Annotated in this window: 31 protein-coding genes and 1 pseudogene; 17 read left to right on the top strand and 15 right to left on the bottom strand. The window is 68.3% G+C overall.

Features of this window, described 5'->3' with window-relative positions; genetic code table 11:
* Positions 1-248 precede the first annotated feature (248 nt).
* The gene (locus ACUN0C_RS14385) at positions 249-1,007 is read left to right on the top strand and encodes a GntR family transcriptional regulator (protein ID WP_445467080.1); all 759 of its coding nucleotides are present in this window, start codon (positions 249-251) and stop codon (positions 1,005-1,007) included.
* Here the strand turns inward: ACUN0C_RS14385 and ACUN0C_RS14380 are convergent.
* On the bottom strand, positions 964-1,278 hold the full coding sequence (locus ACUN0C_RS14380) for a hypothetical protein (protein WP_445467079.1): 315 nt from the start codon (positions 1,276-1,278) through the stop codon (positions 964-966). The genes ACUN0C_RS14385 and ACUN0C_RS14380 overlap by 44 nt on opposite strands.
* 17 nt (positions 1,279-1,295) lie before the next feature.
* Between ACUN0C_RS14380 and ACUN0C_RS14375 the strand changes: the two are divergent.
* The 9 genes and pseudogenes from ACUN0C_RS14375 to ACUN0C_RS14335 all read left to right on the top strand — a co-directional run.
* Positions 1,296-1,418: pseudogene (locus ACUN0C_RS14375) on the top strand (ATP-binding protein); the annotation flags it as partial.
* Between the two features lie 169 nt (positions 1,419-1,587).
* Positions 1,588-1,722: a hypothetical protein gene (locus ACUN0C_RS14370; RefSeq protein ID WP_445467078.1), complete on the top strand. Its 135-nt coding sequence runs from the start codon at positions 1,588-1,590 to the stop codon at positions 1,720-1,722.
* Positions 1,723-1,751: 29 nt separating this feature from the next.
* Positions 1,752-2,969 (top strand): thiamine pyrophosphate-dependent enzyme, encoded by a 1,218-nt coding sequence (locus tag ACUN0C_RS14365; RefSeq protein ID WP_445467077.1) that lies wholly within the window; start codon positions 1,752-1,754, stop codon positions 2,967-2,969.
* Between the two features lie 44 nt (positions 2,970-3,013).
* Positions 3,014-3,985: an alpha-ketoacid dehydrogenase subunit beta gene (locus ACUN0C_RS14360; RefSeq protein WP_445467076.1), complete on the top strand. Its 972-nt coding sequence runs from the start codon at positions 3,014-3,016 to the stop codon at positions 3,983-3,985.
* An 83-nt stretch (positions 3,986-4,068) separates the two neighbouring features.
* Entirely contained in the window at positions 4,069-4,362 is a 294-nt protein-coding gene (locus ACUN0C_RS14355; protein ID WP_445467075.1) for a YgiT-type zinc finger protein, read from the top strand.
* 4 nt (positions 4,363-4,366) lie between these two features.
* Positions 4,367-4,924: a hypothetical protein gene (locus tag ACUN0C_RS14350; protein WP_445467074.1), complete on the top strand. Its 558-nt coding sequence runs from the start codon at positions 4,367-4,369 to the stop codon at positions 4,922-4,924.
* Between the two features lie 56 nt (positions 4,925-4,980).
* Positions 4,981-5,577 (top strand): hypothetical protein, encoded by a 597-nt coding sequence (locus ACUN0C_RS14345; protein ID WP_445467073.1) that lies wholly within the window; start codon positions 4,981-4,983, stop codon positions 5,575-5,577.
* Between the two features lie 35 nt (positions 5,578-5,612).
* Positions 5,613-7,067, top strand: a complete 1,455-nt coding sequence (locus tag ACUN0C_RS14340) for an MBOAT family O-acyltransferase (RefSeq protein WP_445467072.1) — start codon at positions 5,613-5,615, stop codon at positions 7,065-7,067.
* A gap of 7 nt (positions 7,068-7,074) precedes the next feature.
* Positions 7,075-8,124 (top strand): hypothetical protein, encoded by a 1,050-nt coding sequence (locus ACUN0C_RS14335; protein ID WP_445467071.1) that lies wholly within the window; start codon positions 7,075-7,077, stop codon positions 8,122-8,124.
* A gap of 398 nt (positions 8,125-8,522) precedes the next feature.
* Here the strand turns inward: ACUN0C_RS14335 and ACUN0C_RS14330 are convergent, their stop codons facing one another.
* The 7 genes from ACUN0C_RS14330 to ACUN0C_RS14300 form a co-directional block, all read right to left on the bottom strand.
* Entirely contained in the window at positions 8,523-9,659 is a 1,137-nt protein-coding gene (locus ACUN0C_RS14330; protein WP_445467070.1) for an acyl-CoA dehydrogenase family protein, read from the bottom strand.
* A gap of 24 nt (positions 9,660-9,683) precedes the next feature.
* Positions 9,684-10,427 (bottom strand): enoyl-CoA hydratase/isomerase family protein, encoded by a 744-nt coding sequence (locus ACUN0C_RS14325; protein WP_445467069.1) that lies wholly within the window; start codon positions 10,425-10,427, stop codon positions 9,684-9,686.
* 27 nt (positions 10,428-10,454) lie between these two features.
* Positions 10,455-11,768, bottom strand: coding sequence for a TRAP transporter large permease (locus ACUN0C_RS14320; RefSeq protein WP_445467068.1), 1,314 nt, complete (start codon positions 11,766-11,768; stop codon positions 10,455-10,457).
* Positions 11,758-12,285 (bottom strand): TRAP transporter small permease subunit, encoded by a 528-nt coding sequence (locus ACUN0C_RS14315; protein ID WP_445467067.1) that lies wholly within the window; start codon positions 12,283-12,285, stop codon positions 11,758-11,760. The genes ACUN0C_RS14320 and ACUN0C_RS14315 overlap by 11 nt, the downstream gene beginning before the upstream one ends.
* Before the next feature lie 48 nt (positions 12,286-12,333).
* A complete protein-coding gene (locus ACUN0C_RS14310) occupies positions 12,334-13,368 on the bottom strand; it encodes a TRAP transporter substrate-binding protein (RefSeq protein ID WP_445467066.1) in 1,035 nt (344 codons plus the stop codon).
* Positions 13,369-13,455: 87 nt separating this feature from the next.
* Positions 13,456-15,054, bottom strand: coding sequence for an acyl CoA:acetate/3-ketoacid CoA transferase (locus ACUN0C_RS14305; protein WP_445467065.1), 1,599 nt, complete (start codon positions 15,052-15,054; stop codon positions 13,456-13,458).
* Between the two features lie 35 nt (positions 15,055-15,089).
* Positions 15,090-16,433 carry an FAD-dependent oxidoreductase gene (locus tag ACUN0C_RS14300; RefSeq protein ID WP_445467064.1) on the bottom strand — a complete coding sequence of 448 codons (1,344 nt, stop codon included), beginning with the start codon at positions 16,431-16,433 and terminating at the stop codon, positions 15,090-15,092.
* A 93-nt stretch (positions 16,434-16,526) separates the two neighbouring features.
* Between ACUN0C_RS14300 and ACUN0C_RS14295 the strand changes: the two genes are divergently transcribed.
* Entirely contained in the window at positions 16,527-17,195 is a 669-nt protein-coding gene (locus ACUN0C_RS14295; RefSeq protein WP_445467063.1) for a GntR family transcriptional regulator, read from the top strand.
* A 334-nt stretch (positions 17,196-17,529) separates the two neighbouring features.
* On the opposite strand, the gene ACUN0C_RS14290 is transcribed toward ACUN0C_RS14295, so the two are convergent.
* The 7 genes from ACUN0C_RS14290 to ACUN0C_RS14260 form a co-directional block, all read right to left on the bottom strand.
* Positions 17,530-18,267 (bottom strand): ABC transporter ATP-binding protein, encoded by a 738-nt coding sequence (locus ACUN0C_RS14290; protein ID WP_445467062.1) that lies wholly within the window; start codon positions 18,265-18,267, stop codon positions 17,530-17,532.
* A 1-nt stretch (position 18,268) separates the two neighbouring features.
* A complete protein-coding gene (locus ACUN0C_RS14285) occupies positions 18,269-19,405 on the bottom strand; it encodes an ABC transporter permease (protein ID WP_445467061.1) in 1,137 nt (378 codons plus the stop codon).
* Positions 19,402-20,556 (bottom strand): efflux RND transporter periplasmic adaptor subunit, encoded by a 1,155-nt coding sequence (locus ACUN0C_RS14280; RefSeq protein WP_445467060.1) that lies wholly within the window; start codon positions 20,554-20,556, stop codon positions 19,402-19,404. The genes ACUN0C_RS14285 and ACUN0C_RS14280 overlap by 4 nt, the downstream gene beginning before the upstream one ends.
* The gene (locus ACUN0C_RS14275; RefSeq protein WP_445467059.1) at positions 20,556-21,167 is read right to left on the bottom strand and encodes a TetR/AcrR family transcriptional regulator; all 612 of its coding nucleotides are present in this window, start codon (positions 21,165-21,167) and stop codon (positions 20,556-20,558) included. Before ACUN0C_RS14275 ends, ACUN0C_RS14280 begins: the two co-directional genes overlap by 1 nt.
* A 181-nt stretch (positions 21,168-21,348) precedes the next feature.
* The gene (locus tag ACUN0C_RS14270) at positions 21,349-22,701 is read right to left on the bottom strand and encodes a sensor histidine kinase (protein WP_445467058.1); all 1,353 of its coding nucleotides are present in this window, start codon (positions 22,699-22,701) and stop codon (positions 21,349-21,351) included.
* On the bottom strand, positions 22,673-23,347 hold the full coding sequence (locus ACUN0C_RS14265; RefSeq protein WP_445467057.1) for a response regulator transcription factor: 675 nt from the start codon (positions 23,345-23,347) through the stop codon (positions 22,673-22,675). Before ACUN0C_RS14265 ends, ACUN0C_RS14270 begins: the two co-directional genes overlap by 29 nt.
* A gap of 14 nt (positions 23,348-23,361) precedes the next feature.
* Positions 23,362-23,589 carry a PepSY domain-containing protein gene (locus ACUN0C_RS14260; RefSeq protein WP_445467056.1) on the bottom strand — a complete coding sequence of 76 codons (228 nt, stop codon included), beginning with the start codon at positions 23,587-23,589 and terminating at the stop codon, positions 23,362-23,364.
* Between the two features lie 320 nt (positions 23,590-23,909).
* On the opposite strand from ACUN0C_RS14260, the gene ACUN0C_RS14255 reads away from it, so the two are divergent.
* The 6 genes from ACUN0C_RS14255 (at position 23,910) to ACUN0C_RS14230 (ending at position 26,349) form a co-directional block, all read left to right on the top strand.
* Positions 23,910-24,212: a PepSY domain-containing protein gene (locus tag ACUN0C_RS14255; RefSeq protein WP_445467055.1), complete on the top strand. Its 303-nt coding sequence runs from the start codon at positions 23,910-23,912 to the stop codon at positions 24,210-24,212.
* Between the two features lie 67 nt (positions 24,213-24,279).
* Positions 24,280-24,426 (top strand): hypothetical protein, encoded by a 147-nt coding sequence (locus ACUN0C_RS14250; RefSeq protein WP_445467054.1) that lies wholly within the window; start codon positions 24,280-24,282, stop codon positions 24,424-24,426.
* The gene (locus tag ACUN0C_RS14245; protein ID WP_445467053.1) at positions 24,413-24,955 is read left to right on the top strand and encodes a hypothetical protein; all 543 of its coding nucleotides are present in this window, start codon (positions 24,413-24,415) and stop codon (positions 24,953-24,955) included. The genes ACUN0C_RS14250 and ACUN0C_RS14245 overlap by 14 nt, the downstream gene beginning before the upstream one ends.
* Positions 24,952-25,380 (top strand): DUF1924 domain-containing protein, encoded by a 429-nt coding sequence (locus ACUN0C_RS14240; protein ID WP_445467052.1) that lies wholly within the window; start codon positions 24,952-24,954, stop codon positions 25,378-25,380. Before ACUN0C_RS14245 ends, ACUN0C_RS14240 begins: the two co-directional genes overlap by 4 nt.
* A 14-nt stretch (positions 25,381-25,394) precedes the next feature.
* A complete protein-coding gene (locus ACUN0C_RS14235) occupies positions 25,395-25,883 on the top strand; it encodes a flavin reductase family protein (RefSeq protein WP_445467051.1) in 489 nt (162 codons plus the stop codon).
* Between the two features lie 10 nt (positions 25,884-25,893).
* The gene (locus ACUN0C_RS14230; protein WP_445467050.1) at positions 25,894-26,349 is read left to right on the top strand and encodes a diheme cytochrome c; all 456 of its coding nucleotides are present in this window, start codon (positions 25,894-25,896) and stop codon (positions 26,347-26,349) included.
* Positions 26,350-26,475 lie beyond the last annotated feature (126 nt).

The raw sequence follows: 26,475 nt of genomic DNA, 5'->3' as shown, positions 1-26,475 counted from the left end.
TGACCTCGGAAGGCGGTTGTGGTCATGACATTATCCCGATGTACCATTCCACGTTGATCCGAACTGATCGCTTGTCCGAAGTTGGCCGCTGTCCGCTCGGCTTCCTCCGTGATGCCGGCATGCCCGGGGTGGCCGTCTTGCGGGCCACACGCCATTGAGATCGATGTCCATCGCCAGTTCTGGACAGATCCTGACAGCAGCCCTCCGGCCAGTGCGGACCGGAGCTCATCCCGGGTACGGAAGCGGATATGGACACTGAGGGAATCCGCGTTCGCGGAACGTCTTCGAGTCTTTACGAGCAGGTTCGGAGCGACCTTCTGGAGAGGATCCTGAGCGGCGAGTTCAAGCCCGGCGACCTCCTTCCCACCGAGGAGGCGCTTTGTAGGGAGTACGGTGTGAGCCGCATCACCGTGCGTCGCGCGGTGGCTGACCTCGCCGCAAACTTCTTCGTGACACGCAAGCGCGGTGTCGGGACCATCGTGACGCGTCGTCTGTCCGACCGCCGCGTGTTCCGCCTGAGCGGGTTCTTCGAGGAAACGACACGGTTCGATCAGACGGAGTTCCTGAACGTGGTGGAGCCGGCGAGCACGGAGGTGGCCGAGGCCCTCCAGATCGAGCCAGGAACGCCCGTGCGGCATCGCCTCCTCGTCTCCGCCCGGAACGGCGAGGCCTTCACGATGATCGATCGCTACACGATCGAGCGGAACGGAGCGCCGGGTGAGGGCGGTCGCGGCGACGCTTCGAGGCTCGGCCCCCGCATCGAGCGCGCCGAACAGGAGCTCGCTGCGACGAAGGCGAACGCGCTCGTCGCCAAGCATCTGGGCATCCGCCCTGGGCGCCCGATCCTGATCGCGTCCCGGGTCTATCTGAGCAGTGACGACCGGCCGGTGCGATATACGATCTCCAGGTACCATCCGGACCGGTATCGGTTCACTGTGGACCTGCGCCCCGCGCGCGACAACATCATCTTTGAACCCTCTGGAAGTACGAGCCGGCGGAAGGCGTGAGGAGCTCAGGTCTTCGAGGATGCACCGGCGCCTCGACGCGCACGAAGAACTCTATCGGCTGGTTGCCATGGACGAAAACGAGGTTTGGTTGGATCTCGTGGAGGAGGAACGAGAACACCTCGGACCGCCTGTCCCGTTCCTTCAGCTCGGAGGCCTTTCCGGCTGGCACCGAGCAGATGTTGGTCTTCATGGAGGATTTTGGCAGCAATTGAGAGGCGATGTTGTCGGTACCTAAAGTCGACCCGCGAGCCGGGCCGATCTGAAACCGCATCGGCCTTGATGCTTCCGATCACCACCGCACCCCTTGACCGGCTCACCCACCACTGCGACATCGTCGAGACCGGCAACGACAGCTGGCGCTTCAAAGCGCCCGGACCTGAACCAGACCATCGCGCCGCGAGACGGCCCTGACCCGCCTGCGCAGGTTGGGAAGCTCCGGCACGTCAGCCCGTCTCTCGCACCGCGCAAGGAAGTCATGCTCGGTCAGCCGCTTGGCTGGCCGGAATAGGCTTTGCCCGAGAGTCCTCGACGACAGGTCCGCCAGGGGCGTCGCCATACGACCGGCGACGCTCGACAGCGGGTGTCCCTCACGGGCGTGAACGCGTTTGGCCTCGACGGCGAATTTGCTGCCCGGGAAGCGGAGAAGTTTGATCTCGCTCAAAGCAAGCCGGCAAAACAGGCGCATCCTGCCACGGTGACCAAGCAGCAGGCGTGATCGAAGCGCCCGCGATCGTGGAGGATCCCATGACTGACACGGCAGAAAGCCGGCCGGAAGCGGCCGAGACGGTCGAGATGCCGTCCGCCAGCCGGCGCACCTTCCTTAAGGGGCTCGCCGGCGCCGGGGCGGCGATCTCCCTTCCGGCCACGGCGGCGCGCGCGAACGGCGAGATCGGGTTCTGGGCCAAGGACCTCACCGACGACAAGCTCGTCGAGATGTTCACCACGATCCTGCGCATCCGGTGGCATGAGCGGACGATGGCCGACAAGATGCTCACCGATCCGAGCTACCGCGGCTACAACCACTTCTACGCCGGCCAGGAGGCGGTCGCCGTCGGCGTCTGTTCGGCGCTGCGCAACAGCGGCGGCGTGATGGAGGCGGATCTCGTCTATTCCACGCACCGCCCGACCGGCCACGCCATCGCCAAGGGCATCGACATGAAGAAGATGGCCGCGGAGAACGAGTTCCGCGCGACCGGGCTCAACGGCGGCTACGGCGCGGAGATGCACATCGCCGACAAGTCGATCGGCTTCATGGGCGCAGACGGCATGATCGGCCCGGGCCCGGTGATCGCCACCGGCTCCGCCTTCGCCATCCGGGCGCGCGGCAGCGACCAGGTCGTGGTCAATTTCGGCGGAGACGGCACTTACGCCACGCCGCACTTCCACAGCGCGCTCAACAACTCCGCGATGCTGAAGCTGCCCTTCATCTACGTGCTGGAGAACAACCTCTACCACCAGTACGCGCACTATTCCTATTCGTGCCCGATGAAGGACATTGCCGACGCGGCCCAGACCTACCGGATCCCCGGCGTTGTCGTCGACGGCCAGGACGTGCTGCAGGTCTACAACGCCGCCAAGACCGCCGTGGAGCGGGCGCGCGCCGGCGAGGGGCCGACGCTGATCGAGGCCAAGACCTACCGCTACTACAATCACTGGGGCGCACCCGGCGCGAAGCCCGGGGAACTCGGCGCCTTCGGCTACGATCCCCTGGCGATCTCCTCGTTCAGGCCGGAGCGCGAGGTGCGGGCGTGGATGGCCCGCGACCCGGTCGACATCGCGCGCAGCATCCTGATCCGCTGGGGCGTGCTCGACCAGGCGAGGGCCGATCAGATCGAGAGCGACGTCAGGGACGAGGTGACGGAGGCCTTCGCCTGGGCGGCAGAGCAGCCGCTCTGCAATCCCGAGGACGGCCTCAAGCACGTCTTCGCGGAAGGGACCGTCCTTCCCCGCCAGTTCGGCTGAGCGCCCCCGAGGCGCGGCGCAACGAAGCTTCGGAGGTTACGACAATGGCACGCAAGACGTGGATGTATTCGGTGCTGGAGGCGGTCCAGCACGAGATGCGGCAACGCCCCGACATGGTGTGGATATTCGAGCTGACCCCGCCGGTCGCCTCGAATCCCGGCAAGCCGGTCATCAATCTGGAGAGGGAGTTCGGCCGCAAGCGCGTGGTCAACACGGGCATCGACGAGATGTGGATGGCGGCGGCGACGCTCGGCGCCGGTCTCGCCGGCAGCACCGCCTGCACCTACATTCCTTATCAGGGCGCGTGCATGCCCTTCCAGATCATCCAGAACCATGCCGGCAAGCTCCGCCACATGACGGGCGGACAGGCCGAGATGCCCGTCGTCTTCATCATGGAGATGACCGGCCAGACCCCTGGCTTCGCCGGGCAGCATTCGGATTACGAGATCGACACCTATTACGCCCACATCCCCGGCGTGCGCACGGTCATCCCGTCGACGCCGACGGACGCCAAGGGCATGATGGTCTCGGCCATCCGCAGCCGCGACCCGGTCGTGTTCCTCTATCCCGCCGGCCTGCGCGACCTGATGGAGGACGTGCCCGACGAGCAGTACGAGACGCCGCTCGACAAGGCGGCGGTGCGCACGACGGGGAGCGACATCACCATCGTCGGCTCGGGCGCTAGCATGCCGGAGGTGATGAAGGCGGCGGAGGTTCTCCGGGAGGAGGGCATGGGGGTGGAGGCGATCGACCTGCGCTCCCTCAAGCCGATCGATACGGAGACGCTCGTCAATTCCGTGCAGAAGACGAAGCGGCTCCTGACGGTCGACCAGTCCTACTACACGCTCTGCCCGGGTGCGGAAGTGATCGCCAGGGTGGCGGAGAACGTCGACGGGGCGAGGTACAAGCGGGTGGCCTTCCCCGACGCGCCGCCGCCGGCATCGCCGGAAATGTTCCTCTGGATGCGGCCGAACGCCGATCACGTCGCCGCAGCGGCCCGCAAGGTCGTCGCCTGACGAACCGCGGAGCCCGCCCCGATGGCGGCGGGCTCCGGCGCCTTCATCTGACCAGAGCGGCGGTATCCCGCCCGGAGAAGATCATGAGTCCAGTGTCGACAGCGGCGACCGATGACGCGCCGGCAAGCCAAGCTTGCAGCGAATGCGGCAGCAGGGAGATCAGGCCGGAGACCGTCCGCTCGGCGTTCTGGCACGGCGAGCGCCTGGTGGTCGTGGAGGACATCCCCGCAGCCGTCTGCGGCGGATGCGGGGAGCAGTTCTTCGACGACCAGACGGTGATGCTGCTCGACATGCTCCGCGGCGAAGGCTTCCCGACCGCCAAGGCGTCGGGCGAAATGGTCGCCAGCGTGTTCTCGCTGAAGGCGGGTCGGGCCTAGCCCGATGGCGGGTCATCGCTTCGCCTCCGCCTGCGCGGCTCTTGCGCTGCTGCTCGGCGCCGGAGCCGCCGCGGCGCAGGAGGACTACGGCTTCATGCCGGAAGGCGGAAAGGCGCTGCTCCTGGAGATCGTCGGCGGTAACTTGGACACCCTCCGCGGGATCGCGGGCCAGACCCGAAGCGAGGCAGAATGGCACGAGGCCATCCTCCCGATGGCCGAGGGCGTCGACGAGAGGGCGGTCCGCACGCTCGCCGGCTATCTCGCCCTCAACATGCCCGTCGAGCCCGCGCGGCTCGCGGAGGCGGAGCGGACAGGCGATCTCGCGGCAGCCCTTCCGCCCGACGGCCGGGAGCTCGCCTGGTACGGCTGCCAGTCGTGCCATTCCCTCTTTGCCGGCTACCTCACTCAGGACCGCGACCTGCAGGGCTGGCGCAGCATGTTCCTGTCACCGTTCCACCGCGAACTGCGGATGACGGAGAAGGAGCGGGAGACCTTCAACAGCTACTCGGCGATCAACATGCCGATGAAGGTCGAGGACGTGCCGGAGGAGCTCCGGTTCTGAGCAAGGCATCCGCCGCCAGCGGCGGCCGGTCTGAACGAGACGAGAGAGCACCGATCATGAGACAAGCGCAACTCGCCGCCCTATTCGGAGCCGCCCTGCTGGCCGGCTCGGCCGTCGTTCCCGTGCGGGCGCAGACCGACGACGTCTTCGCCTTCATTCCACCGGGGGGCAGGACCATCATCGCGCAGGCGGTCGCGGAAGGGCTGCCCGCCGACGAGCTCGCCGCCATCCTCGCAGCGCGGCGCACGCGCGAGGAATGGATCGCCTACCTGACTGATCGCCAGGGCTCGGTCCCCGCACTGCAGGACCTCGGGGAAATCGAGATCGCCACCCTGGCGGACTATCTCGCCTTCCACATGCCCACGACCGCGGTCGCCGCGCAATCCGATGCGAGAACGCTCGAGCGGACGCTTCCACCCGACGGGCGGGACTACACGCTGGACTATTGCCAGTCCTGCCACATCATCACGGTCGTCGTGACGCAGGATCGCACCCCCGAGGCGTGGCACGGCAGCCTCAACAAGCCGAGCCACATCGAGATCAAGCTCTCCAAGCAGCAGCGCGAGGAGATGGTCAACTACCTCGTGCTGAACGCCGGAATCCCGATCGACCTGGTGCCGGAGGAGCTGAGAGCCGGCGGCGCTTCCTATTGAGCCGCGGATGACGGCGGGCGGCGCGGGAGGGGGCGGTGCTCTTCAATTCCTTCGCCTTCCTCCTGTTCCTGCCGCTGACGCTCGCCGTCTTCGCGATCCTGCCCGCGCGCTGGCGCTGGGGCGTCCTGCTTCTCGCCAGCTACGGTTTCTATGCGGCCGGTGAACCACGCAACCTGGTCTGGCTGGCCGCCGTCACCGCGGTCGCCTATTCCTGCGGGCTGGCGCTCGGCAGGGTGGCGGCGCCGGCCTGGCGCAAGGCGCTTCTCGCGGGCGGGCTGGTCGTCATCCTCGGCGCGCTCGTCGCCTTCAAGTTCTACGACTTCGCGGCCGCCGAGCTCGAGAGCCTGGCGGGGTCGGATCTCGCGCTGCCCCGGATCGGCATCGCCAATCCGGTCGGGTTCTCCTTCTACGCCTTCGCGGCGGCGAGCTACCTGATCGACGCCTATCGCGGCGGCATCGTGCCGGAGCGGATTGCCGGCCGCTTCGCGCTCTACGTCGCCTACTTCCCTAAGCTCCTGGCCGGACCGATCGAGCGCGCCACGACCTTCCTGCCGCAGCTGGCGACGCGCATGCGCGCGGAGCCCGACCAGATCGTGCTGGGCCTGCAGCTGATCGGATGGGGCCTCTTCAAGAAGGTGGTGATCGCCGACAACCTGGCACCGCTGGTCGACCGCAACTTCGCCATCGCCGCCTATGCCTCGCCGATGGAGCTCCTCGTCAGCGTCTACTTCTTCGCCTTCCAGATCTACTGCGACTTCTCCGGCTACACCGATATCGCGATCGGCGTTTCGCTGCTGTTCGGCATCCGGCTGATGGAGAACTTCCGGAGGCCCTATCTCTCGCGCAGCACGAGCGAGTTCTGGGCCGAGCGCTGGCACATCTCGCTCGGGCGCTGGTTCCGGGACTATCTCTACATCCCGCTCGGCGGCAGCCGCGCCGGTCCGCTCCGCCGCTATGTGAACGTCATGGTCGTCTTCGTGGTGAGCGGCCTCTGGCATGCCGGGCTCGGCTATGGCGTCGGCTGGACGTTCCTCGTCTGGGGCGCGCTGAACGGCTTGTACCAATGGGTCGAGATCGCGCTCGCGCCGCTGCGCCGTCGGTTCGGCGAAGCCTTCCCACGGCTTGCGGCGAGCGCGCCCGTGGCCATTCTGCAGGTGCTCGTCACCTTCCACCTGATCCTCTTCACCTGGATCTTCTTCCGCGCGCGGTCGATCGCCGACGCCACCACGATCATCGGCAAGATCTGGGCCTTCCTGCCGGACCTGCCGAGCCTCGCGCTGCGCTACCCGTTCACCACGGAGCATGCGATCGGGGCGTCGCTCATCGCGCTTCTGATGGCGGTCGAGATCCTGGACGAGCGCCGTCCGCTCGCGCTCCGGCTCGCCGCCGCCCCCGTGATCCTGCGCTGGAGCGCATATTATGCCGCCATCTTCGGGCTGCTCGTGCTCGGCCGCTGGCACGCCCAGCAGTTCATCTACATGCAGTTCTGAGGCGGCCATGGCTCACGCGGCATCCGTCGAACGCGGCGCTCCGGCGAAACCCTCGCTGGCGCGCTCCGCCGCCCTTTTCGTCGCGATCGGCGCCGTCCTCTATCTCGCCCTCTATGCCTGGAGCGAACGGCTGGTCTACCGGACGGGGGACAGCAACCCGTTCTTCAAGATCGCGACCGCGCCGCGGAGCGAGTTCGATTGGGTCGTCCTCGGCGCCTCGCATGCGATGCCGCTCGATTTCGACGATTTCAACGCCGTCATGGAACGGGAGACGGGGCTCTCCATCCTCAACCTCGCGGCCACGGGGGCGGGGCCACTCTACAACCGGTTCGTGCTCGAGCATTTCCTGCGCGAGCGCGGGACGGCGAACCTCCTCTACGTCGTCGATTCCTTTGCCTTCTATGACGGCGCCTGGAACGAGGGGCGTTTCGCGGACGTGAAGCTCCTGCGCCGGACGCCGTTCGATGCCGCACTCGCAGGCGCCTTCCTCTCCTATGCCCTGCGGGAAGGCGTCGACTGGCGGGTGCCGCTCGACTACGGGACCGGCTTCTCGAAGATCAACAATCCTGAACGCTTCCGGCCCGACCGCTGGGAGGGCGAGGCCCAGTTCGAACGCACCTACCGCCCGTCGGGCGCGGCCGAGGCCAGGCGCATCGAGTATCTCTTTCCTGCAATGCGGGCCGGGCCGGCGGAACTCGAGCGCAATCTTGGAAGATTCGAGGCTCTGCTCGATGAGGCCCGGCGCTCCGGGGCCGCTGTTACCGTGGTGCAGCTGCCGATGCCGGCCTCGTTCTACCGCAGGCTCCCGCGCGAGGCGGAGTTCGATGCCGCGCTGGGAGCGCGGCTCGCGGCGCGCGGGATTCGCTTCAGCGACTTCTCCGGTGCACTGCCGGAGCCGCGGCACTACTTCGACACGGACCATCTGAACCGCGCCGGCGCGACCGAGTTCTTCGCGCGCCACCTGCGCGACCTGCTTTCCGCCGGCGCACCGGTGCGGGACAGCACCGCCGGGACGCAGTCGGGCCGGCGGGCGGATCGCCGTCTCATGATCCGGTAAGCGGGGGTGGAGCAGGCCCGCTTGCCTGACGGCCCTCCTCACGAGCGAAGTAGCGCAAGGTGGCCTGCTCCTGCGGGTCCGGACGCGCGACGCAGCTCACGAGGTGCGGGCAAGGGAAATCCTGGAGCGCTGCGGGGGGGGACGACGTCCATGTCCACGATCTCTCGGCGGCTGCCAAGGAGGGCGCCGAAATGCGATCCAGAATCTCGGAACTGGTGGATGAAGCCGGCCGCGAATCCTTTCCTGCGAGCGACGCCCCGGCCTTCACTCCGGGAGCAGCCGGCGGTCCGCATTAGCTGCGCTTGATGTTGCACCTGGCCGGAGGCCCGCCGGCGTTCGCCGAGGTCCGGCTGCGCCGGCACGCGGGTGCAGCGAAGCGAGGGACTGGCGGCGGCCGCTCAGGCCATGAGCTCGCGCGCGATCACCATGCGCTGGATCTCACTCGTCCCCTCGACGATCTCCAGGACCTTGGCCTCGCCCAAGAGGCCCGAGGCGGCACATTCCTCGAAAACGCCGAGCGCGCCGTGCACCTGGATCGCCTTCAAAGCCGCCTCGACAGCGAGTTCGCTGGCGAAGAGCTTGGTCTTGCTGGTTTCGTTGCGAAATGGGCGTCCGCTGTCAACCAGCGCGGCGGAGTTGCGGACCATCAGCTCGGCCGCGTGGATCCTGGTCAGGATGTCGGCGAGCTGGAACGCAAGGCCCTGGTGCTCGAGGATGGACTTGCCGAACAGCACCCGATCGCGCCCGTGGGCAATGGAGAGATCGATAGCCCGCCTGGCAAGGCCGAGGCCGGTTGCTGCGACCAGAACCCGGCCGATGCTGAGGACGCTGAGCACCTGCTTCAGTCCGTCGCCGCGGCGCCCCACCCGATATCGATCCGGGATACGAACGTCGTTGAGATAGAGCTCGACAGAATCCGCAAACCGCCAACCGATCTTCTTCGACGCCCGGCCGACGGTGAAGCCGTCGGTGCCGACCGGGACAACGAAGCTCGTCAGGCCCTTCGGCCCGAGCTCCGGCTCCGTCACGGCGACGACGGTCGAGAAGCCATGCATGGGCGTCCCGGCGTTGGTGGAGAAGATCTTCGCTCCGTTGAGGATCCAGGTATCGCCGTCGAGGGATGCACGCGTCCGGATGTTGGCAACGTCGGAACCGCCGTGGGGTTCGGTGACGCCAAAGGAGGCGATCGAGCTGCCGGCGCAGATCGGGGCGAGAAACTCTCGCTTCAACTCGTCGGATCCAAAGCGAGCGACCAAGGACGCCGGCGCGCTGTTGCAAAGGAAGATTGCGGCGAAGGACGGCTCGGTCCGCGCCAGTATCTCGGCGACGATGGCTGCTCCACGCGTCCCGAGTCCGGCACCACCGTATTCCGGGTCGTAGGCCGTGCCGAGGAACCCGAGTTCACCGAACTCACGCACGAGTTCTGTGGGGAACAGATGATCGCGCGTGAAGCGCGGCATCTCCGGTGCCATGCGCTCGCGAGCGAAGCGGCCGACCGAGTCCGCCAGCATCGTCTCGTCTTCGGTGAAGTCCAACATCGGCTTTGTCTCTCTGGCAGCTCAGGCCTTTGACGCAAATCGGGAGAGGGTGGCGGCGGCGGTCTCATGTCCGCAGTTTTCCGCGAAGGCCTCGCTGGCCGCGGCATCCCAGGTCTCTGCGTCGCCCGCGGCAACGAAGCGGAAGGCCTGCTTGGTGGAGCGCACCGCTGGCGCGGGCAGCGCGGCCAGCCTGGTGGCGACTTCAAGCGCCCGCCCGAGGGCACCGCCGGCCGGAGCGGCGAAGTCGGCGACGCCGAGCCGGACAGCCTCGGTGCCGTTGAGCGTCTCGACCCCCCAGACCAGTCGCCGAGCACTTGTCGGTCCGACGCGCGACAGAAGAGCCTTGAGCCCCCAGGGCGGCAGCCAGCCGTTCGGCACCTCCGGCAGGCCCCAGCGGCTGTCCTCGGCGGCCACGACGAGGTCGCACGACACTGCCAGGATGAACCCGCCGCCGAGTGCATGCCCCTCCACCGCAGCGATCACGGGCGTGTTGAGGAAAGCGATGCGGCGTGCCATCGCCGCGGTCTCGGCCTCGTTGTCGACCATGCCCGCGAGGTCCAGGCGGCCGAGCTCCTTCAGATCACTCCCGGCACAGAAGCTTGGCGCCGCGCCGGTGAGCACAATGGCGCCGACTTCCGGGTCGCGGTCGAGAGCGACCAGCGTGCGGTCGAGATCGCGCACCATCGGCGAGGAGAGGGCATTGCGCCGTTCGGGCCGGTCGAGGGTGACGATAGCAATCCGGTCAGCACGCTCGGTCTTGATCATGGCTGTGTCCTTGGCGAGGGGGGCGGGTCACTTCATCAAGCTCGGTAGCCATAGCGCCACTTGGGGAAAGAAGAGGACGATGGTCAGACCGATGAGCTGAAGCCCGATGAAGGGGATTACGCCCCGGAAGATGTCCGACAGTTCCACGTCGGGCGGGGCGACTGCCTTCAGGTAAAAGGCGGCGGCGCCGAAGGGCGGCGTCAGGTACGAGACCTGCATGTTCATGGTGAACAGCACCCCGAACCAGACCGGGTCCAGGCCGAGCTGCCGAATGACGGGCACGAAGATCGGCATTGTGAGGAGGACGATGCCGATCCAATCGATGAAGCAGCCAAGCACGATCAGGATCAGCATCATAAGGCCGACGGTTACCAGCGGCGGCACGGGCAGTCCGCTTATCGCGCCCTGGAGGAAGGCGGTGCCCCCGGCCATGGTGTAGACGGCGACGAGGGCAGATGCGCCGAAGAAGATCCAGGTCAGCATCGCGACTGTGCTGCCGGTGGTCCGGACTGCCTCGTAGACCATCGGCCACGACAGCTTGCCGTGAACGAGAGCAATCAACATTGCGCCGAGCACGCCGACGGCGGCTGTCTCGGTCGGCGTCGCGATCCCGAGGTAGAGCGAGCCGAGCACGGCGGTGATGAGTGCGAGCGGGAGGACCAGCGCGCGCGACAGCAGGAGTTTCTCGCCGAATGGCATTGCGAGTTCCTCCTCCGCCGCCAATGGCCCGAGCTCCGGGTTCCGGTAGCAGAGAACGAGCACGTAGATGAGGTAGATGGAAACCAGCAGCAGGCCGGGTATGACGGCAGCAAGGAAGAGGTCGCCGATCGAAACCTGGGCCACGAGACCGTAGACGATCAGCACGATGCTCGGCGGCAGCAGGGTTCCAAGCGAGCCGCCTGCGCAAATGACGCCTACTGCAAGCTTCTTGTCGTACTGCCTCTTCAGCATTGCCGGCAGGCAAACGAGGCCGAGAACGACGATCTCCGCCCCGATCACGCCGACCATTGCGGCGAGAATGGTGGATGCGAGCAATGTGCCGACGGCGAGGCCGCCGCGCAGCCGACCGGACCAGATATGCAGGGCGTGGAACAGGCGCTCCACGACACCCGCCCCCTCGAGAATGCAGCCCATCAGCACGAACAACGGCACCGAGATCAGTGCGTAGTTGTTCATGAGGGTGAAGATCCGGCTCGGCACGAGAAAGAGCGAGTCGACGCCGAACAGCCAGATGCTGAGGATCACGGCTGTGGCACCGGTCGCGAAGGCGAGCGGAATGCCAGTGGCAATCAGGACGAGGAGGAGACCGACGGTTACGAGACTGACGGTTTCACCGGACACGACGGTCCTCCCGGATCGCACGGGTGAGATTGACGAGGATCTGCAGGACCATCAGGGCGGCGCCGATCGGGATGGCGAGCTTCATCACCATGGGCGCGCGCGAGTTCCAGCCAGCGCCGGTGCGCTCGCCGCCCAGCACCGATGTCCAGGCCTGCTGGGAGCCGTAGTAGAGGATGGCGAGCAGGAAACAGAGGCTGAGGAGATGGGCGAAGACCGACATCACCCGCTTGGCCCGCTCAGGCAGCAGGCGATAGATGAAGTCGATGCGCACGTGCGCGTCGTTCTTCACAGCCGCCGCGCCGCCTAGAAGGTAGTGCACGCCCGCGAGCGCGATCACCAGCTCCAAGCCCCAGATCGTGGGGGCGTTGAAGAAATAGCGCAGCGTCACGTCATAGACCGTCACCGCGAAGACGACGAGATAGACGAGGCTGGAGTAGTCCCCGATTTTCTGGCTCAGGAACTCAATGGTGCGGCTGATCGAGCCCATGACAAGTCCCCGGGCGGACACGAATGTCACGAAAAGGGCCTCCCGCGGCACCGGCCGCGGGAGGGACAGAAGAGGCCATCAGTCGAGAAGGCCGACGCTCTTCAGGTACTCCTTCTGACTCTCGACCGCGCGGCGGGTCAGGTCGTTCTTGGCCGCGTAAGCGTCCCAGGTCTCGACTGCGGCGGCGCGGAACTTGCGCCGGTCTTGGTCTGACCAGTCAACCAGCTCCACGCCTTCCGCGGAGAGCTTCTGTGCCACCTCGGCGTTCTGCGCCTCCAACGTGTCGATCATGTCGAAGCTGAACTCGCGCACCGCCTCGGTGAGGGTCTCCTGCAACCGGGGATCGAGAGAGTTCCACACCGCGAGCTTGATCGAAACGTCGCCCGCCGGCATTGAGTGCACACCCGGGTAGACGGCGAACTTCGCCTTGTCGTGGAAGCCAAGTTCCGCGTTCATGCCCAGCGTTCCCCAATCGGTGGCATCGATCGTGCCGTTATCCATGGCGCTGAACACTTCCGAGCCCGGCAGGTTGACCGGCACGGCGCCGAACTTCGCGAACAGGTCGGACGCCATTCCCTGGGGCAGACGGATCTTGAGGCCGTTCAGGTCATCGACGCTGGCGACCTTGCGTGTCGTCGGCAGCGACTCGACGCCCCAGTAGGCAACTCCGATCGGGTAGATGCCGAGCGGCTCATAGGCTTCGCGCAGCAGCTCGAGGCCGCCGTGCTCGTAGAACCATTCCATGCCCTGGCGCGGATTCTCGTAGGCGGCGTTCAGGTCGCCAATGGCCGCAAACGCGGGATTCCGGCCGGTCCAATAGACGGTTGCCGGGTGGTGACCGTCGAGGATGCCGTGCACCACGGCATCCAGCGTCTCATTCACCCCGACGACGGCGCCGGCGGGCAGCGGTGTGATGTTGATCTGGCCGTCGGTTTTCGCCTTCACGTTCTGGGCGAATCGCTCGAAGGCTGCCTGGTTGGCAGTGCCCGGCTGCCAGAGTGTCTGGATCCGCCAGTTGTAGGTCTCCTGGGCGTAGACGGCCGCCGTGGAGAGTGTGAAGGCTAACGCGGCGGCGCCGAGTTTCAGGAAGTCGCGGCGAACTGTCTTATTCATGGCGTCTTCTCCCTTTCTGCTGTCATTGCTGTCGTCATCGTGCGGCTCCGGCGTCTTTCCGCGCCTTGCGCGGAGCCGCGGCCAAGATCACGCCCCGGTCGTCTCCCGAGCCGGGGCGTGATCGCGGAACAGGTCGGAGTCCATTTGCCCAAGCGGCTCGGCTATGCGCGCGGGCGCGTAGTCCATCCGCTCGAGGATGTGCCGGCGGATGTCGACGCCCGGTGCGACCTCGGTCAGCACCAGCCCTTCCGCTTCGACGTCGAAGACGGCGCGCTCGGTCACGATTCGCGCCGTTTGACCCCGGTCCCGCACTCCGTCGCGGACGCGATACGTGACGCTTTCCGCCTTCGCGGCGAACTTGGAGATCTTGCCGTCCCGCCGGATGTCGAGCCGCCCGTCCTCGAACCCGACGTCGAGCCCGCCAGTCGTGAAGGTTCCGGTGAACACCAACCGCCGGGCGTTCTGAGCGATGTCGATGAAACCGCCTGCGCCGGGATTGGCCGTGCCGAATCTGGACACATTGACGACGCCCTCTGCGTCGAACTGGGCGAACGCCAGCGCCGCGAAGCGGCACAGCCCGCCGTCGATGGCGTCGAGCTGATACAGACCGTCCATGATCGCCGACGGGTTGATGTTGGCCGAGAACTGCCAACCCGACATCACCACGCCGCCGTAGGAGCCGTGCTCCGTGGTGAACCAGTAATCGTCGAGGCTTGCGCCATCGAGAAGGCCTTCCTCGGCCATCACCAGCGGGATGTCCGCCGCCGCGCCGAAGCCAAAGATCGACAGCTCGCGCTTCCGAACCTCGCGCGCGGCGCGACGGGCGATCACCTTGTCCGGCGACATTTCCGGCCGCGGCAGCTCCGACATCGCCCGTCGTGCGCCGGAGAAATAGGCCGGGTCGAAGCTGACGTCCGTGGTCATCATCATGTCCGGCGCCACGACGATCTCGTCGATGAAGTAGCCCGGAATCCCGACTCCGGAGGCTGGACGGTCGGCGCCGTCCACGATGCGGCGAACCTGGGCGATCACGCGACCCCCGGAAGCCTTGGCAGCGAGGATCAATCCGATGTTCGCTGAAACCAGCGCCTCGTCCTCCCAGGAGAGGTTTCCGGCCGTATCGGCGCTCGAGGCACGCACGATGGCGACATCGATCGGCCAGGATGGATAGAAAAGGAGCGGTTCGCCGCCGATCTCCACCTTCTGGACCAGCGGCTGCTCCGCGCAGGCGGTGAAGCGGCCGCCGCCGAGATCCGGGTCGATGTAGGTGCCGAGGCCGATGCGCGTGAGATAGCCGGGACTGCGGCGGGCAACCTCGCGCAACCAGTGCATCGAGGCGCCGATCGGCCAGGAGTAGGCCTCGACACGGTTCTCGCGGATGAGGCGCATCAGCTCCGGCCGCCGCCCGGTCGCCGGGTCCACCGGGTTGATGTAGGACCCGGACACGATGCGCTTCATCAGCCCTTCGCGTGCGACATGGTCCATGCCCTTGATGGCGCAACCGTCACCCGTGCCGCAGGGAAAATAGAAGGTCAGGTCGCGCGGTGCGCCAGTCTGGTGGAAGCGCTCGCCGAGCGCCTTCAGCACTGCGTCCGGCGTGATCCAGCCGATGACGCCAACGGAGGCGACGGTCGCGTTGTCCGGGATGGAGGCTACAGCCTCCGCGGCGGTCGTGATCTTGGCCATTTGGGTTCCGTGCCGTTGAAGGAGATCCGGCGCGCTCAATCGAGCGCGGCACCGTCGGCGTTGAGAATCTGGCGGAGGTCCCTGCCGTCGATGGCGCGGGGTGCAATGCCCTCCCGGACGGCGATCGCCGCCGCGTGGCCGATGGCGTGGCCGTAGCCGAAGCATTGGGCCGTTACGCGAGCGGAGGCGACCGCCTCGTGTTCGGCCGAGAGACAACGCCCCGCCACAAGGAGGCCATCTCCGCGCTCGGGCACGAAGCAGCCGTAGGGGACCTCGTAAACGTCCTGGAGGAGCCACTCGACACGCGGCTTCTGCCCGGCGTGCAGCTCGATCGGCCAGGGCGAGCGGGCGATGCCGTCCGCGAACTTGGTGCCGGCGACCACATCGCCATTCATGAGCCGAGCCACACCGGCCGCCTGGCGGGTCTGGCGAACACCAACCTGGACGCCGGTGTCATTGACGAAGGAGGCCTCGCAACCGGCAAGGTTGTCGCGGAAGAAGCGGGCGTACTCGCGCATCTGCAGCCGCCCCTCCATCTCCGCGTCGGTGAAGTCGCGATAGTAGAGCGTGTTCAGCTCGCGGCCGTCCGCACCAACGATGCGCGTGCAATTGCACAGGAGCTCGCCCGGCCGGGTCGTGGTGAACAGCCAGATCTTCGCGCGCGGCAGGCGATACTCGCCGCCGTTGTTCTTGGCGACGATCATGTCCGTCACCTCCGGCGGCATGATCGTGTCCATGCCGTAGGCCGCCCGGAAGCGCTCCACGTCGACGCCCATGAGGCGGAAGATCATTGTCGGATTCTGCACGCGGCCGTTGTCGCCGACGAAGCAGGGGAAGTCGGCCATGGCGACCAGGTCCGCATCGCCGGAGGCGTCGATCGCCACGCGCGCCCGAACCTCGAGCGGCCCCTGCTTGGTGTACACCATGGCCCCTTCGACCCGGTCGCCCTCGATGAGAACACCGGTGGCCACGGCGTGATAGATCACGCGCACGCCCGCCTCGCGCAGGAGGTCGTCCGCCGTCTCGCGCCAGACCAGTGGGTCGTGCACGCGGGTGTAGGTCTTGCCGTAGCGGACCGGATCCCCGAGGCCGCCGCGCGCGGCGATCCTGCGCACGAACTCGTCGGCGAATCCGAACACGACCTGGCGAGGCGCGGCCGACCGATCGTCGGTCGCCTCGTACAGGCCGCAGACAGTGCCGGAGTGTCCTGCAACGGCGCCGCCGCCGCAGAAGCCATAGCGTTCGATCAGTGTGACATCGAGCCCCTGCCGCGCTGCGGTAACGGCCGCGGCAAGTCCAGCGGCGCCGCCTCCAACCACCAGGACGTCGGAATCCAGGCGCGATGCGCTGCGGGCGTCGATGACGGAACCGTTCCTCACCGGCTCATCCTCCCTCTGATCGACAACTGACATATCAGTTGATGGGCAAAGGGGTCAACCCATATGTTCGTACTGCTGATTGCAGGAGGTCCGATGGTCGATAGCCCTCGCGAGACAAGTCCCGGCCCATCGCTGGCCGAGGAGGCCTATCGCCGGATCGAGGACATGATCGTCGTAGGCGATCTACCGCCCGGAATGATGATCTCCGAGAACCAACTCGCCGATGACCTGAAGTGCGGCCGCACCCCGGTACGCGAGGCGCTTCAGCGCTTGAAGCTGGAAGGCTATTTGGAGATCCATCCGCGCCGCGGCGCCCTTGTCACGCCCGTGGATGTTCGCAAGCAACTCGAACTCCTCGAGGTTCGCCGCTCGCTCGAAGATCTGATGGTGCGCCTCGCCTCCGAGCGCGCAACCCGGCAAGAACGCGAGCGGATGATGGAGCTGTCGCTGGAAATTCTCGAAGCCGCCAAGGCGGCAGTGATGCCGCGCTACTTCTCCGCCAACAAGGAGATCCATATGCTCTGTGCCGCGGCGACCAGGAACAGCATGCTGATCAAGACCATCGGCCCTGTTCACGGGCTATCTCGGCGGTTCTGGTACGCCTACATCGAGGATGAGCGGAGGTCCGAGGCTGCAACCCTGCACAGTCGGTCGCTCAAGGCAATCGCCGCCGGTGACCAAGCCGCGGCCTCCGAGGCTGCGGCGGCGCTGATGGATTTCCTCGAGCGACTGACACGGCTGGCGATCGAGCGTCGTCTCTAACCAGCGATTTTCCCGTTGGATACTGGTGGGGCGTGAATTCGCAGCCTACCCGACAGCGCCCAGCATCTTGCCGCGGAGGAGCTCGTTCGCGACCTCGTCGGCGAAGTGGCGGCCGAAGCGGCTATCGAGGAAGTACCGGACTCCCTCCGGCCTCGCTGCCGGCCTCGACCCGCGCACCCTTCGCGTTCTCCATTTCGGCGCGGAGCGTCAGCCCGCGGAACCGCTTGAGATAGCCACCCCGCTGTTCGGAAGGATGGCAGTAGAACCTCCACTCGATGTTCTGGCCGCGCTCATGCGCAATCCGCCCGTCGATTGCGGCGCGGCGGGGCCGCCCTCACGCATCCGCCCGCCCGGCGAGGCGGCCGTCGCGGAGGAGGTGGATGCGGTCGAAGCGGTCGAAGATCTTCTCGTCGTGGGTGACGGCGATCACCGCCGCGTCCTGGTCGGCTGCGACCTTCCGCAGGAGGTCCATGACGATGGCGGCGCGCTCGGAATCGAGCGCCGCGGTCGGCTCGTCGGCGAGGATGATGCGCGGCTGGTTGGCGAGCGCGCGGGCGATCGCGACACGCTGGGCCTCGCCGCCGGAGAGCTTGGCCGGGAAGGCGTGGCGGCGGTGGCCGACCTCGAGATAGTCGAGAAGCTCTTTCGCCCGCGCCTGCGCCGCCTTGCGCTCCAGCCCGGCCAGATGGAGCACCACGGCGACGTTGTCGGTGGCGTTCAGGAAAGGCAGCAGGTTGTGGAACTGGAAGATGAAGCCGATCTTGTCGAGCCGCAGCCGGCGGAGGTCGCCCTTCAGCCAGCGGCCGTCATAGACGGCCTCGCCGTCGAGCCGCATGAAGCCGCTGCTCGGCTCCGTTATGCAGCCGATCACGTTGAGGAGGGTGGTCTTGCCGGAGCCGGAGGGCCCGAGCAGCCCGACGACCTCCTGCGGGCGGATGGCGAGGCTGACGCCGCGCAGCGCGTCGACGCGGGTCTCGCCCTCGCCGAAATGCTTCGAGACGTCACGGAGCTCGACGAGCGGCTCGACGAAACCCTCGGCGGCGGCGGGCGCCGGGTCCCGTAGCGAATCCATCTCAGCCCCCGAGCGCGGTCGCGGGGTCGATCTTCAGCGCGAGCCGCACGCCGAGACCGCTCGCCACCACGCAGACGGCGATCACCACGAAGGCGAGGGCGAGCCCGTCCTCCGGCTGCAGGACGACGCGGCGCGGGAAGACGTCCTTCACCGTCGAGATCAACAGTGCGCCGATCCCGAAGCCGATCACGCCCATGGCGAGCGCCTGCTGCAGGACCAGGCCGGCAATGGTCCGGTCGGGCGCGCCAATCAGCTTCAGCGTGGCGATCTCCCGCCGCTTGTCCATCGTCATCGTGTAGACGATCAGCGCGATGATGACGGTGGAGACGACGAGCAGGATCGAGGTGAAGAGACCGATCTGGCGGCGCGCCTGCTCGACCACGGAGCGCGTCAGGATGATCTCCTGCTCGGCCTGGGTGATGGCGGCGAGATGCTTCCAGCGCCGGACCGCCTCGGCGACCGTGTCGGGGTGGACGCCCGGCACGACGCGCGCGACGACGGCGTTGACACTGTCGACGCTGGCGGCGGCGGCCCCGCTCCGCGCCCGCTCGCGGCGCATGGCGGCGGGGTCGAGCTCGAACTGCAGCGTCTGCGCATCCGCCAGGGCGACGAACACGACCGGGTCGCCGCCGGAGGCGACGAGGTCGCGCGTCAGGCCGACCACGGTGTAGCCGTCGCGGCCGAGGCGGACGACCTCCCCGACCGCAAGCCCCGCCCGGGCGTCGGCGATCATCTCGAAATGGGCGCGGGCGATCGGACGGCCCTCGGCGATCCGATGCGGCCCGCCGGGCCGGCCGGGCTCGTAGCCGACGATCTGGAACCGCAGCTTGCGGCCGGCATGGAAGGTCTCCGCCGTCTGGAAGGTGACGGCACCGGCCTCGGCCACGCCGCCGAGGCGGGCGATCGCGGCGCGCGTGTCGCTGGGGATGCGGGAGGCCTCCGCGAAGGGCCCGCGCGAGCCCGCCTGCACCACCCAGAGGTCGGCTGCCGGCGCGCGCGCCAGCGTGAGGGCGTCGACGACCAGCCCGCGATAGATGCCGATCATGGAGAGCACCACGCCGAGAAGCAGGCTGAGGCCGATGCAGGTGAGCAGAAAGCGGCCAAGATTGTGCCTGATGTCGCGATAGGCGAGGTTCACGGCGAAGCTCCCTCGACGCGCGCGCGCCGACCTTCGCGCAGGCCCACGCCGCGCTCGGTCACCACGCGGGCGCCGTCCGGCACGCCGGCAAGGATCTCGACGCGGCCGTCGAGGTTGCGGCGGCCGAGGACGACGCGACGCAGGGCGAGCCGGCCGCCCTCCACGGTCCAGACGGTGCCCTCGCGCTCACCGGGGCGCTCGATGGCGGTCTCCGGGATCATCAGCACGCCGGCGGCGGTGGCGGTGCGGATGACGATCTCGGCCTGCTCGCCGAGATGGAATTCGGTCGGGCAGTCGCGGCACTTCACGAAGACGCGGCGCTCCTCGTTGAGGCGGTCGCTCTCGATCCCGATCCGGACGATCTCGGCCGCAAACAGGCGGTCCGGCAGCGAGCGCAGCCTGACGCGCGCCGGCTGACCGGGCCGGAGGTCGCCCGCCCGGCTCTCGTCGACATAGGCGAGCACCCATACGGTATCCGGGTCGACCAGCGTGAAGACCGCTTCGCCCGGGCCGATCACGGCCCCGAGCTCCTTGTGACGCTCCACCACGAGCGCGTCGAATGGGGCCGCCAGCGCGTGGTGGTCGAGCTTGACGGCGTCGAACCGAAGCTGGGCGCGCGCGTTCGTCACGCCGGCGCGCGCGACCTCGGCGTCGCGCAGCGCGATCGCCCGGTCGGCGGCGGCGACGTCGGATTCCATCTGCGCCTGCTCGGCCGCCTCGACGGAGACGGTGCCGCGCTGCACGAGGACCTGGCGGCGGCGGTTGATCTCCTGCTGCTGCCCCGCCACCGTCTCGGCCTTTGCGACGAGGGCGTCCGCCTTGTGCAGGCCCGCTTCCGCGCTCGCCAGCGCCGCCTCCGACTTGGCGAGCTGCGCCTTCTGTTCGGCATCGTCGAGGCGGGCGAGCACCGCCCCCGCCGCGACGCGGTCGCCGTGATCGGCGGAGAGCGCGGTGAGGATCCCACCGATCGGGAAGCCGACGCGCGACACGATCCGCGCCTCGACCGTGCCGAGCCCGAACACCTCGAACGTCACCTCCTGCTCCGGGGCGGCGACCCGGACCGCGACAGGGCGCACGGCCAGATAGAAGAAGCCCGCCCCGCCGACGGCCGCGAGCAGAAGGAGGGAGGCCAGGATCCGGCGCCAGCGCATCACGGCAACGCCTCAGCGCGCCGGCCGGCGAATGCGGCGAGCTGGACGTCGAGGAGCCGCAGCCCTTCGCCGACGAGATCGAAGGCGCGGTCGGCGATCGACCAGCGCATGGTCAAGCCCTGGATGATGGTCATGACGAGAAAGGCGAGGTCGGCGGGGTCGACCGCCCTGTCGATCTCGCCCGCCTTCTGCGCTTCCGCCAGAAGCAGCGAAAGGCGGCGGTGGAAGCGTGCCATGAGCGCCCTGAACATCGCGCGCATCGCCGGGTTCTCGGCGTGGAGCTCGCGCGAGAAGAGGATGGAGGGGATCGCCGGGACGTCGCGGATCAGGCCGAGCTGCGCGGCCACGATGCCGCGGAGCGCGTCGAGCGGCGGCACCGGCTGCGCGGAGGCCGCGCGCCAGCGCAGCTCCATGTCGGCCCGGATCCGCTCGACGACCGCGCCCCACATCGCCTGCTTGGTCGGAAAGTGCCGGAAGAGGGCCGGCTGCGTCAGGCCGACCGCCTCCGCGACGGTGCCCGTCGCAAGCCGGTCCGGCCCGCCCCGGTCGGCGAGCGCGAGCACCGCGTCCACGATTTCGTTCTTGCGCACCTCCGCGCTCTTCCGGGCCATCATCGTTGTAACCGTAGCGAGTTATCACTCACTAACTAAGCCGGTTCGCGCGAGCAGGAAAGCGCCACCCTGTCGCAGCCGCGGGCCGCGCGTGCGACCCGCATGGTTGCGGCGGACCGGGCGGATTCGCAGCCGCCGAATGCGGGGCGTCACTGGCCGGCCGCTCCGTTGCGTCAAGGGGTCAGAGGGCGAGCGGCAGGGACAGCGTTGCCTGGAGCCCGCCGAGCGACGAACGCCCGAGGTCGAGCCGGCCGCGATAGAGCTCGGCGATGTCGCCGACGATCGCCAGGCCGAGGCCTGCGCCGGGAACAGCCTCGTCAATGCGCCCGCCGCGCACGAGCACCGCCGCCACCTTCTCCGCCGGGATGCCGGGGCCGTCATCCTCTACGGTGAGGACCAACTCGCCGCCGGAGCGGCGGGCGGCGATCCTGACCCGGGCGCGCGCCCACTTGCAGGCGTTGTCGGCAAGGTTTCCCACCATCTCCTCGAGGTCATGGCGGTCGCCCCGGAATGCGAGATCCGCGGCCGAGTCGGCTTCGATCGCGAGGCGGCGTCCTTCGTAGAGCCGGCGCATGGAGAACGCGACGTCGGCGAGGACGTCCCCAACCGACGACCTGACGCCGAGGACCTGCGCGGAAGCGGCGGCGTGCGCCCGCGCCAGATGCCGCTCCACCTGCTCGCCGATATTCGCCGCTTCCCTCGCTATGACGGCGGCGGGCTCTCCGCTGAGGCTCGCGGCTTCGTTGCGGATCACCGTCAGCGGGTTCCTGATCGCATGGGCGAGATTGCCGGTCTGGGTGCGGGCGCGGGCGAGCATCGCCTCGTTGTGGTCGAGGAGCGCGTTGATCTCCTGCACCGCCGGCAGGACCTCCGCCGGCGCCTCTTCCGTCAACCGTTCGGCCCGGCCGGAACGCACCGCTTCGAGCTCCCGGCCGAGCCGCCGCAGCGGGTGGAGGCCGTAGCGGACCTGGACGGCGACGGCCCCGACGAGACCCGCCGCGAGCAGCGCGAGCGTCGCCGCGAGCTGCCGGACGAAGGCATCGACGTCCTTCTGGATGTCCGTCACGGGGCCGGCCACCACGTATACGAAGAGGCCCGGCGCGTCCGGCAGGCTGATGTCCTCGACCACGGCACGAAGGTCCTCGCCTTCCGGGCCGGCGAGAGCGGCGGCGCGCGGGCCGTCCGCGGGTGCCGCCGCCGCCGTGATCCGGAAGCCGGCGAGCGACTGCGATGCCGCGACGGCGTCGCCTGATGCCTCGACCTGCCAGTACCAGCCCGAATGCGGCCTGTTGAAGCGCGGATCCGACGGGATCCAGCTCAGGACGAAGCCGCTCTCCGGCGCGACCTCGCTGGCGGCGACGAGCTCGACCAGGTGATCGCGCAGCTGATCGTCGAAGCGGCGCTCGATCTGGGCACGGAAGAGCTCGGTCAGGAGCAGACCGGCCGCCGCGACCGAGGCGATCACCCAGAGAAGGGCAGCCGCCGCGAGCCGGGCCGTCAGCGATCTAGGGCGCGCGATCGTGGAGCGAGACAAGCTGGTAGCCCTGGCCGCGCATCGTCCGGATGGCCTCGGCGCCAACCTTCTTTCGCAGGCGGTTCACGAGGACCTCGATGACGTTGGAGTCGCGGTCGAAATCCCGGCCGTAGATGTGGTCGCTCAGTTCGGTCTTCGAGACCACTTTCTCCGGGTGGTGCATGAGGTAGGAGAGCGCCCGGAACTCGAGTGCGGTCAGGTCGACCGGCGCGCCTGCCCGGGTGACCCGCCCCGAGACGGTGTCGAGGGCGATGGCGCCGTGGACGAGGACGGGATCGGCATGGCCCGCACCGCGGCGGATCAGGGCCTCGATCCGGGCCACCATCTCCTCCAGTTCGAACGGCTTCGCCAGGTAGTCGTCGGCGCCGGCGCGAAGACCGGCGACCTTCTCCTGCCAGGTGCTGCGCGCCGTCAGGAGAAGAACGGGCATGTTCCGGCCGTCGCGCCGCCACGCCCGAAGTACGCTGAGGCCGTCCATCCTAGGCAGGCCGAGGTCGAGGACCACCGCATCGTAGGCCTCGGTCTCGCCCAGGAACGCGCCCTCCTCGCCGTCATAGGCGACCTCCACCACATAGCCCCGGCCTTCGAGGACGCGCTCGATCTGCAGTGCGAGCCGAGGCTCATCCTCGACGACCAGGACGCGCATGTCAGCGGCCGCCTTCAGTCGTCATCGGATCGCAGGCGACGCTCGCGACGCCCCTTCCAGGAGACGAGGGCGAGGTCGCCAGCGCGATAGACGGCCTTCAGGACGCGGCCGTCGGGCGTCAGGATCTTGGCCTCGTAAACCCAGACGCCAGCGCCGTCATCGTCCTCGCGCTCGAGTTCGACCTTGATCGCCTCGCCGCCGAAATCCTGCCGGACCCGGGCGAGGAGATCGCTCACCGGCATGACGGAAGCCGCACCCGGCCCGTCCCGAGACGAGGACCGACTGTCACCGGCGACGGCCGTCCCGAGGGGCGGCGCCGCTGCGGCCCAGCCCAGCGAGAGGGCCAAGGCTGCGGAAAGGACTCTGCTGCGGATGTTCACCATCAGTCTGGGCTCGCTGGGTGTGCGGCGCATTCATCGCGACGGTTTCACCGGATCGCGCGATCGGCCGCGATCCCCACTTCTAACCGCGGCAACCTGACGGGAAGCTTACACCCGGTTTCAGCATCGCGTGAGGCGGCGAAGCGTAGCGTCCATCCATCGCAAGTCGTGGAGGACACGCAATGAAGACCACAGCAGCCACAGCCGCCGGCGCTCTCCTCGCCATCATCGGAGCAAGCGCGGCGCTTGCCGATTCCGACCGCCCGACCGCCGGTACCATGACCGAGCAGGCGATCGCGCAGATCGTCGCGTTCGAAGGCTACGACGTCGTGCACATCAAGCTCGACGACGGCATCTACCACGTCCGCGCCTACGAGCCGAGCGGCACGCCCGTGCGGCTCCGGCTCGACGCCGCCTACGGCAGCATCCTGTCCGGCGACCTCCGCCACGGCCCGGACGCGGACGACCGGGTCTCCCTGAAGTGACGCCGCCTCGGCGGGCGGCCGGCAGCGGCCGCCCGCGCCCTGCCAAGCGGCGGAACAGGAGCACTCCATGATCCCGAAGATGATCGGCCAAGGGCTCGCGGCGGCGGCAATCATCGCCGCGCTCGCCTTCGGCTACCAGACCTACAAGGACGCGCAGATGGACCTCTCCGACCTGCGTCCGGCCCCGGCGGAGGCCGATCATGGCGAAAGCTAGGACGAACCTGCAGCTTCCGGTCCTGCTCGGATTCCACGCGACGGTCGCGGGAGGTTTCCTCGTCTCCTATCTCACCGGGGACGGCGACGATTTCTACTTCATGCACGTCTTCTCCGGGTACGTCGTGCTGGCGGCGCTCGCCCTCCGCATGGCGATCGGCGTTCTTGCGCCGCCGGGCAGCATGCTCCGCCTGCCGAGGCCGGACTGGGGAGCGATCGCCGGCTTCCTGCGCGGTGCCGCCACGATGGAGCGCGGCGTCCTCCTCAAGCGGAGCCCCCTCCACGGCCCGATGGCCGTGGCGCTGCTCGCCGGGCTGACGGCCGCCGCAGCCTCGGGCGCGATCGCCGATTTCGTCCTCTCGGCCGAGGACCTTCACGAGGCGTTCGGCGAGGCGGCGCTCTTCATCGTGATCGTGCATGTGGCGCTCGTTCTCGTGCTGCACGGAGCCAAGCGCCTCGCGACGCCGCGCGCGGCCGAGCCCGCCGCGACACCCCTTTCCGCCACGTCCCGCACCGGAGGTGCCTCATGAAGAAGAAGCAAGCCGCGCTTGCCGCCGCGCTCGCGCTCGGCATCGCAGTGCCCGTCGCGATGGCCGCCGACCCGGCGCGCGAGGCGATCCTCGCAGCCTACGCTGCACAGGCGAAGGCGGAGGACGCGGCCTTCGCCGCCTTCTCCGCCGAGCGCGGCCGCAGCCTCTACATGGGCCCGCACCAGGGGGGAAACCCGGAGACCAACGCCTGCGCGGCCTGCCACACCGGGAACCCGGCCGCGACGGGGCGGCACCGCAAGACCGGGCGGGGCATCGAACCGATGGCCGTATCGGCCAACCGGGCCCGGTTCACCGATGCCGGCGAAGTCGAGAAGCAGTTCGGGCGCGATTGCAAGAACGTGCTGGGACGCGCCTGCACCGCCCGCGAGAAGGGCGATTTCATCACGTTCCTGTCCGCCCAGTGAGGAGAAGGCCTGCCATGAACCAGCACGTCCAACCCGCCGACCTCCGCCAGGCGCTCGGCCGTTTCGCCACCGGCGTGGCGGTCGTCACCACGCTGACGCGGGACGGCACGCCGATCGGGATGACGATCAACTCATTCAGCTCGGTCTCGCTGGAGCCGCCGCTCGTCCTGTGGAGCCTGTCGCGCCGTTCGTCGCGATTCGCCGATTTCGTCGCCGCGGACCGGTTCGCGATCAACGTCCTCGGGGCGGGTCAGGAGGCGGTATCGAGCCGGTTCGCCGGGCCGAGCGCGCGCCGCTTCGAGGGCCTGGAATGGGCGCCCGGCAAAGGCGGTGTGCCGCTCATTGCCGGCTCGATCGCGGCCTTCGAGTGCTCGCACGCCGAGCACGTCCCGGCCGGCGACCACCTGATCCTGCTCGGCCGCGTCGAGAGGTTCGAGCACCGGCCGGGAGAGCCGCTCGTGTTCTTCGCCAGCCGATACGGCCTGCCGCGACAGGCCGCCTGAGGAGCCCCAGATGAAGAAACCGATCATCGCCCTCGTGGCAATCGCCGGCCTCACGGCCGGGGCCGGCAGGCTGTTCGCCGACGAGTACGAGCGGCTCCCGCCTGTCGGACACGCCGCGACCGCGAAGGAATGCGGCGAGTGCCACATGGTCTACCAGCCGGGGCTGCTTCCGGCGGCGAGCTGGGCCGCGATCATGGACGGCCTCCCCGATCATTTCGGCGAGGACGCCTCGCTGCCGCCGGCGCTCGCGGCCGAGATCAGGGCCTATCTGGTCGGCGCGGCGGGCGCGGGCGGCCGCCGGCGCGCCGACGGCACGATCCTGCGGATCACCGAGCAGCCGTGGTGGATCCGCGAGCACGACGAGGTCCGCGCTTCGGAGTGGAAACGGGCCGAAGTGATCAGCAAGGCGAACTGCGTCGCCTGCCACAAGGACGCGGAGCGCGGCCTCTATGACGACGATTACTGAGGCCCGAGGTGCCGCATTTCAGGAACGGCCGGTAACGAAGCTGGCCGTAAGGAGCCATTCTACCCGGCGTTGAAGTGGTGTGGCCGAGCTGACGCCGTCTGAGGTCTCTTGGACCTCGTCGGACGT

The organism is Faunimonas sp. B44 (assembly GCF_052655945.1).
The sequence above is the reverse complement of the archived record's forward strand: the minus strand, read 5'-3'. Positions and strand labels throughout refer to the sequence as shown.

Bases quoted from the DNA above. Each gene is read 5' to 3' on its own strand.
- ACUN0C_RS14325 (WP_445467069.1), bottom strand. From the start codon at position 10,427: ATGATCAAGACCGAGCGTGCTGACCGGATTGCTATCGTCACCCTCGAC.
- ACUN0C_RS14355 (WP_445467075.1), top strand. From the start codon at position 4,069: ATGAGTCCAGTGTCGACAGCGGCGACCGATGACGCGCCGGCAAGCCAA.
- ACUN0C_RS14345 (WP_445467073.1), top strand. From the start codon at position 4,981: ATGAGACAAGCGCAACTCGCCGCCCTATTCGGAGCCGCCCTGCTGGCC.
- ACUN0C_RS14250 (WP_445467054.1), top strand. From the start codon at position 24,280: ATGATCCCGAAGATGATCGGCCAAGGGCTCGCGGCGGCGGCAATCATC.
- ACUN0C_RS14385 (WP_445467080.1), top strand. From the start codon at position 249: ATGGACACTGAGGGAATCCGCGTTCGCGGAACGTCTTCGAGTCTTTAC.
- ACUN0C_RS14280 (WP_445467060.1), bottom strand. From the start codon at position 20,556: ATGCGCTGGCGCCGGATCCTGGCCTCCCTCCTTCTGCTCGCGGCCGTC.
- ACUN0C_RS14295 (WP_445467063.1), top strand. From the start codon at position 16,527: ATGGTCGATAGCCCTCGCGAGACAAGTCCCGGCCCATCGCTGGCCGAG.
- ACUN0C_RS14260 (WP_445467056.1), bottom strand. From the start codon at position 23,589: ATGCCGGTGAGCGATCTCCTCGCCCGGGTCCGGCAGGATTTCGGCGGC.
- ACUN0C_RS14365 (WP_445467077.1), top strand. From the start codon at position 1,752: ATGACTGACACGGCAGAAAGCCGGCCGGAAGCGGCCGAGACGGTCGAG.
- ACUN0C_RS14360 (WP_445467076.1), top strand. From the start codon at position 3,014: ATGGCACGCAAGACGTGGATGTATTCGGTGCTGGAGGCGGTCCAGCAC.
- ACUN0C_RS14335 (WP_445467071.1), top strand. From the start codon at position 7,075: ATGGCTCACGCGGCATCCGTCGAACGCGGCGCTCCGGCGAAACCCTCG.
- ACUN0C_RS14275 (WP_445467059.1), bottom strand. From the start codon at position 21,167: ATGGCCCGGAAGAGCGCGGAGGTGCGCAAGAACGAAATCGTGGACGCG.
- ACUN0C_RS14230 (WP_445467050.1), top strand. From the start codon at position 25,894: ATGAAGAAACCGATCATCGCCCTCGTGGCAATCGCCGGCCTCACGGCC.
- ACUN0C_RS14265 (WP_445467057.1), bottom strand. From the start codon at position 23,347: ATGCGCGTCCTGGTCGTCGAGGATGAGCCTCGGCTCGCACTGCAGATC.
- ACUN0C_RS14240 (WP_445467052.1), top strand. From the start codon at position 24,952: ATGAAGAAGAAGCAAGCCGCGCTTGCCGCCGCGCTCGCGCTCGGCATC.
- ACUN0C_RS14310 (WP_445467066.1), bottom strand. From the start codon at position 13,368: ATGAATAAGACAGTTCGCCGCGACTTCCTGAAACTCGGCGCCGCCGCG.
- ACUN0C_RS14255 (WP_445467055.1), top strand. From the start codon at position 23,910: ATGAAGACCACAGCAGCCACAGCCGCCGGCGCTCTCCTCGCCATCATC.
- ACUN0C_RS14290 (WP_445467062.1), bottom strand. From the start codon at position 18,267: ATGGATTCGCTACGGGACCCGGCGCCCGCCGCCGCCGAGGGTTTCGTC.
- ACUN0C_RS14350 (WP_445467074.1), top strand. From the start codon at position 4,367: ATGGCGGGTCATCGCTTCGCCTCCGCCTGCGCGGCTCTTGCGCTGCTG.
- ACUN0C_RS14305 (WP_445467065.1), bottom strand. From the start codon at position 15,054: ATGGCCAAGATCACGACCGCCGCGGAGGCTGTAGCCTCCATCCCGGAC.
- ACUN0C_RS14380 (WP_445467079.1), bottom strand. From the start codon at position 1,278: ATGCGGTTTCAGATCGGCCCGGCTCGCGGGTCGACTTTAGGTACCGAC.
- ACUN0C_RS14235 (WP_445467051.1), top strand. From the start codon at position 25,395: ATGAACCAGCACGTCCAACCCGCCGACCTCCGCCAGGCGCTCGGCCGT.
- ACUN0C_RS14245 (WP_445467053.1), top strand. From the start codon at position 24,413: ATGGCGAAAGCTAGGACGAACCTGCAGCTTCCGGTCCTGCTCGGATTC.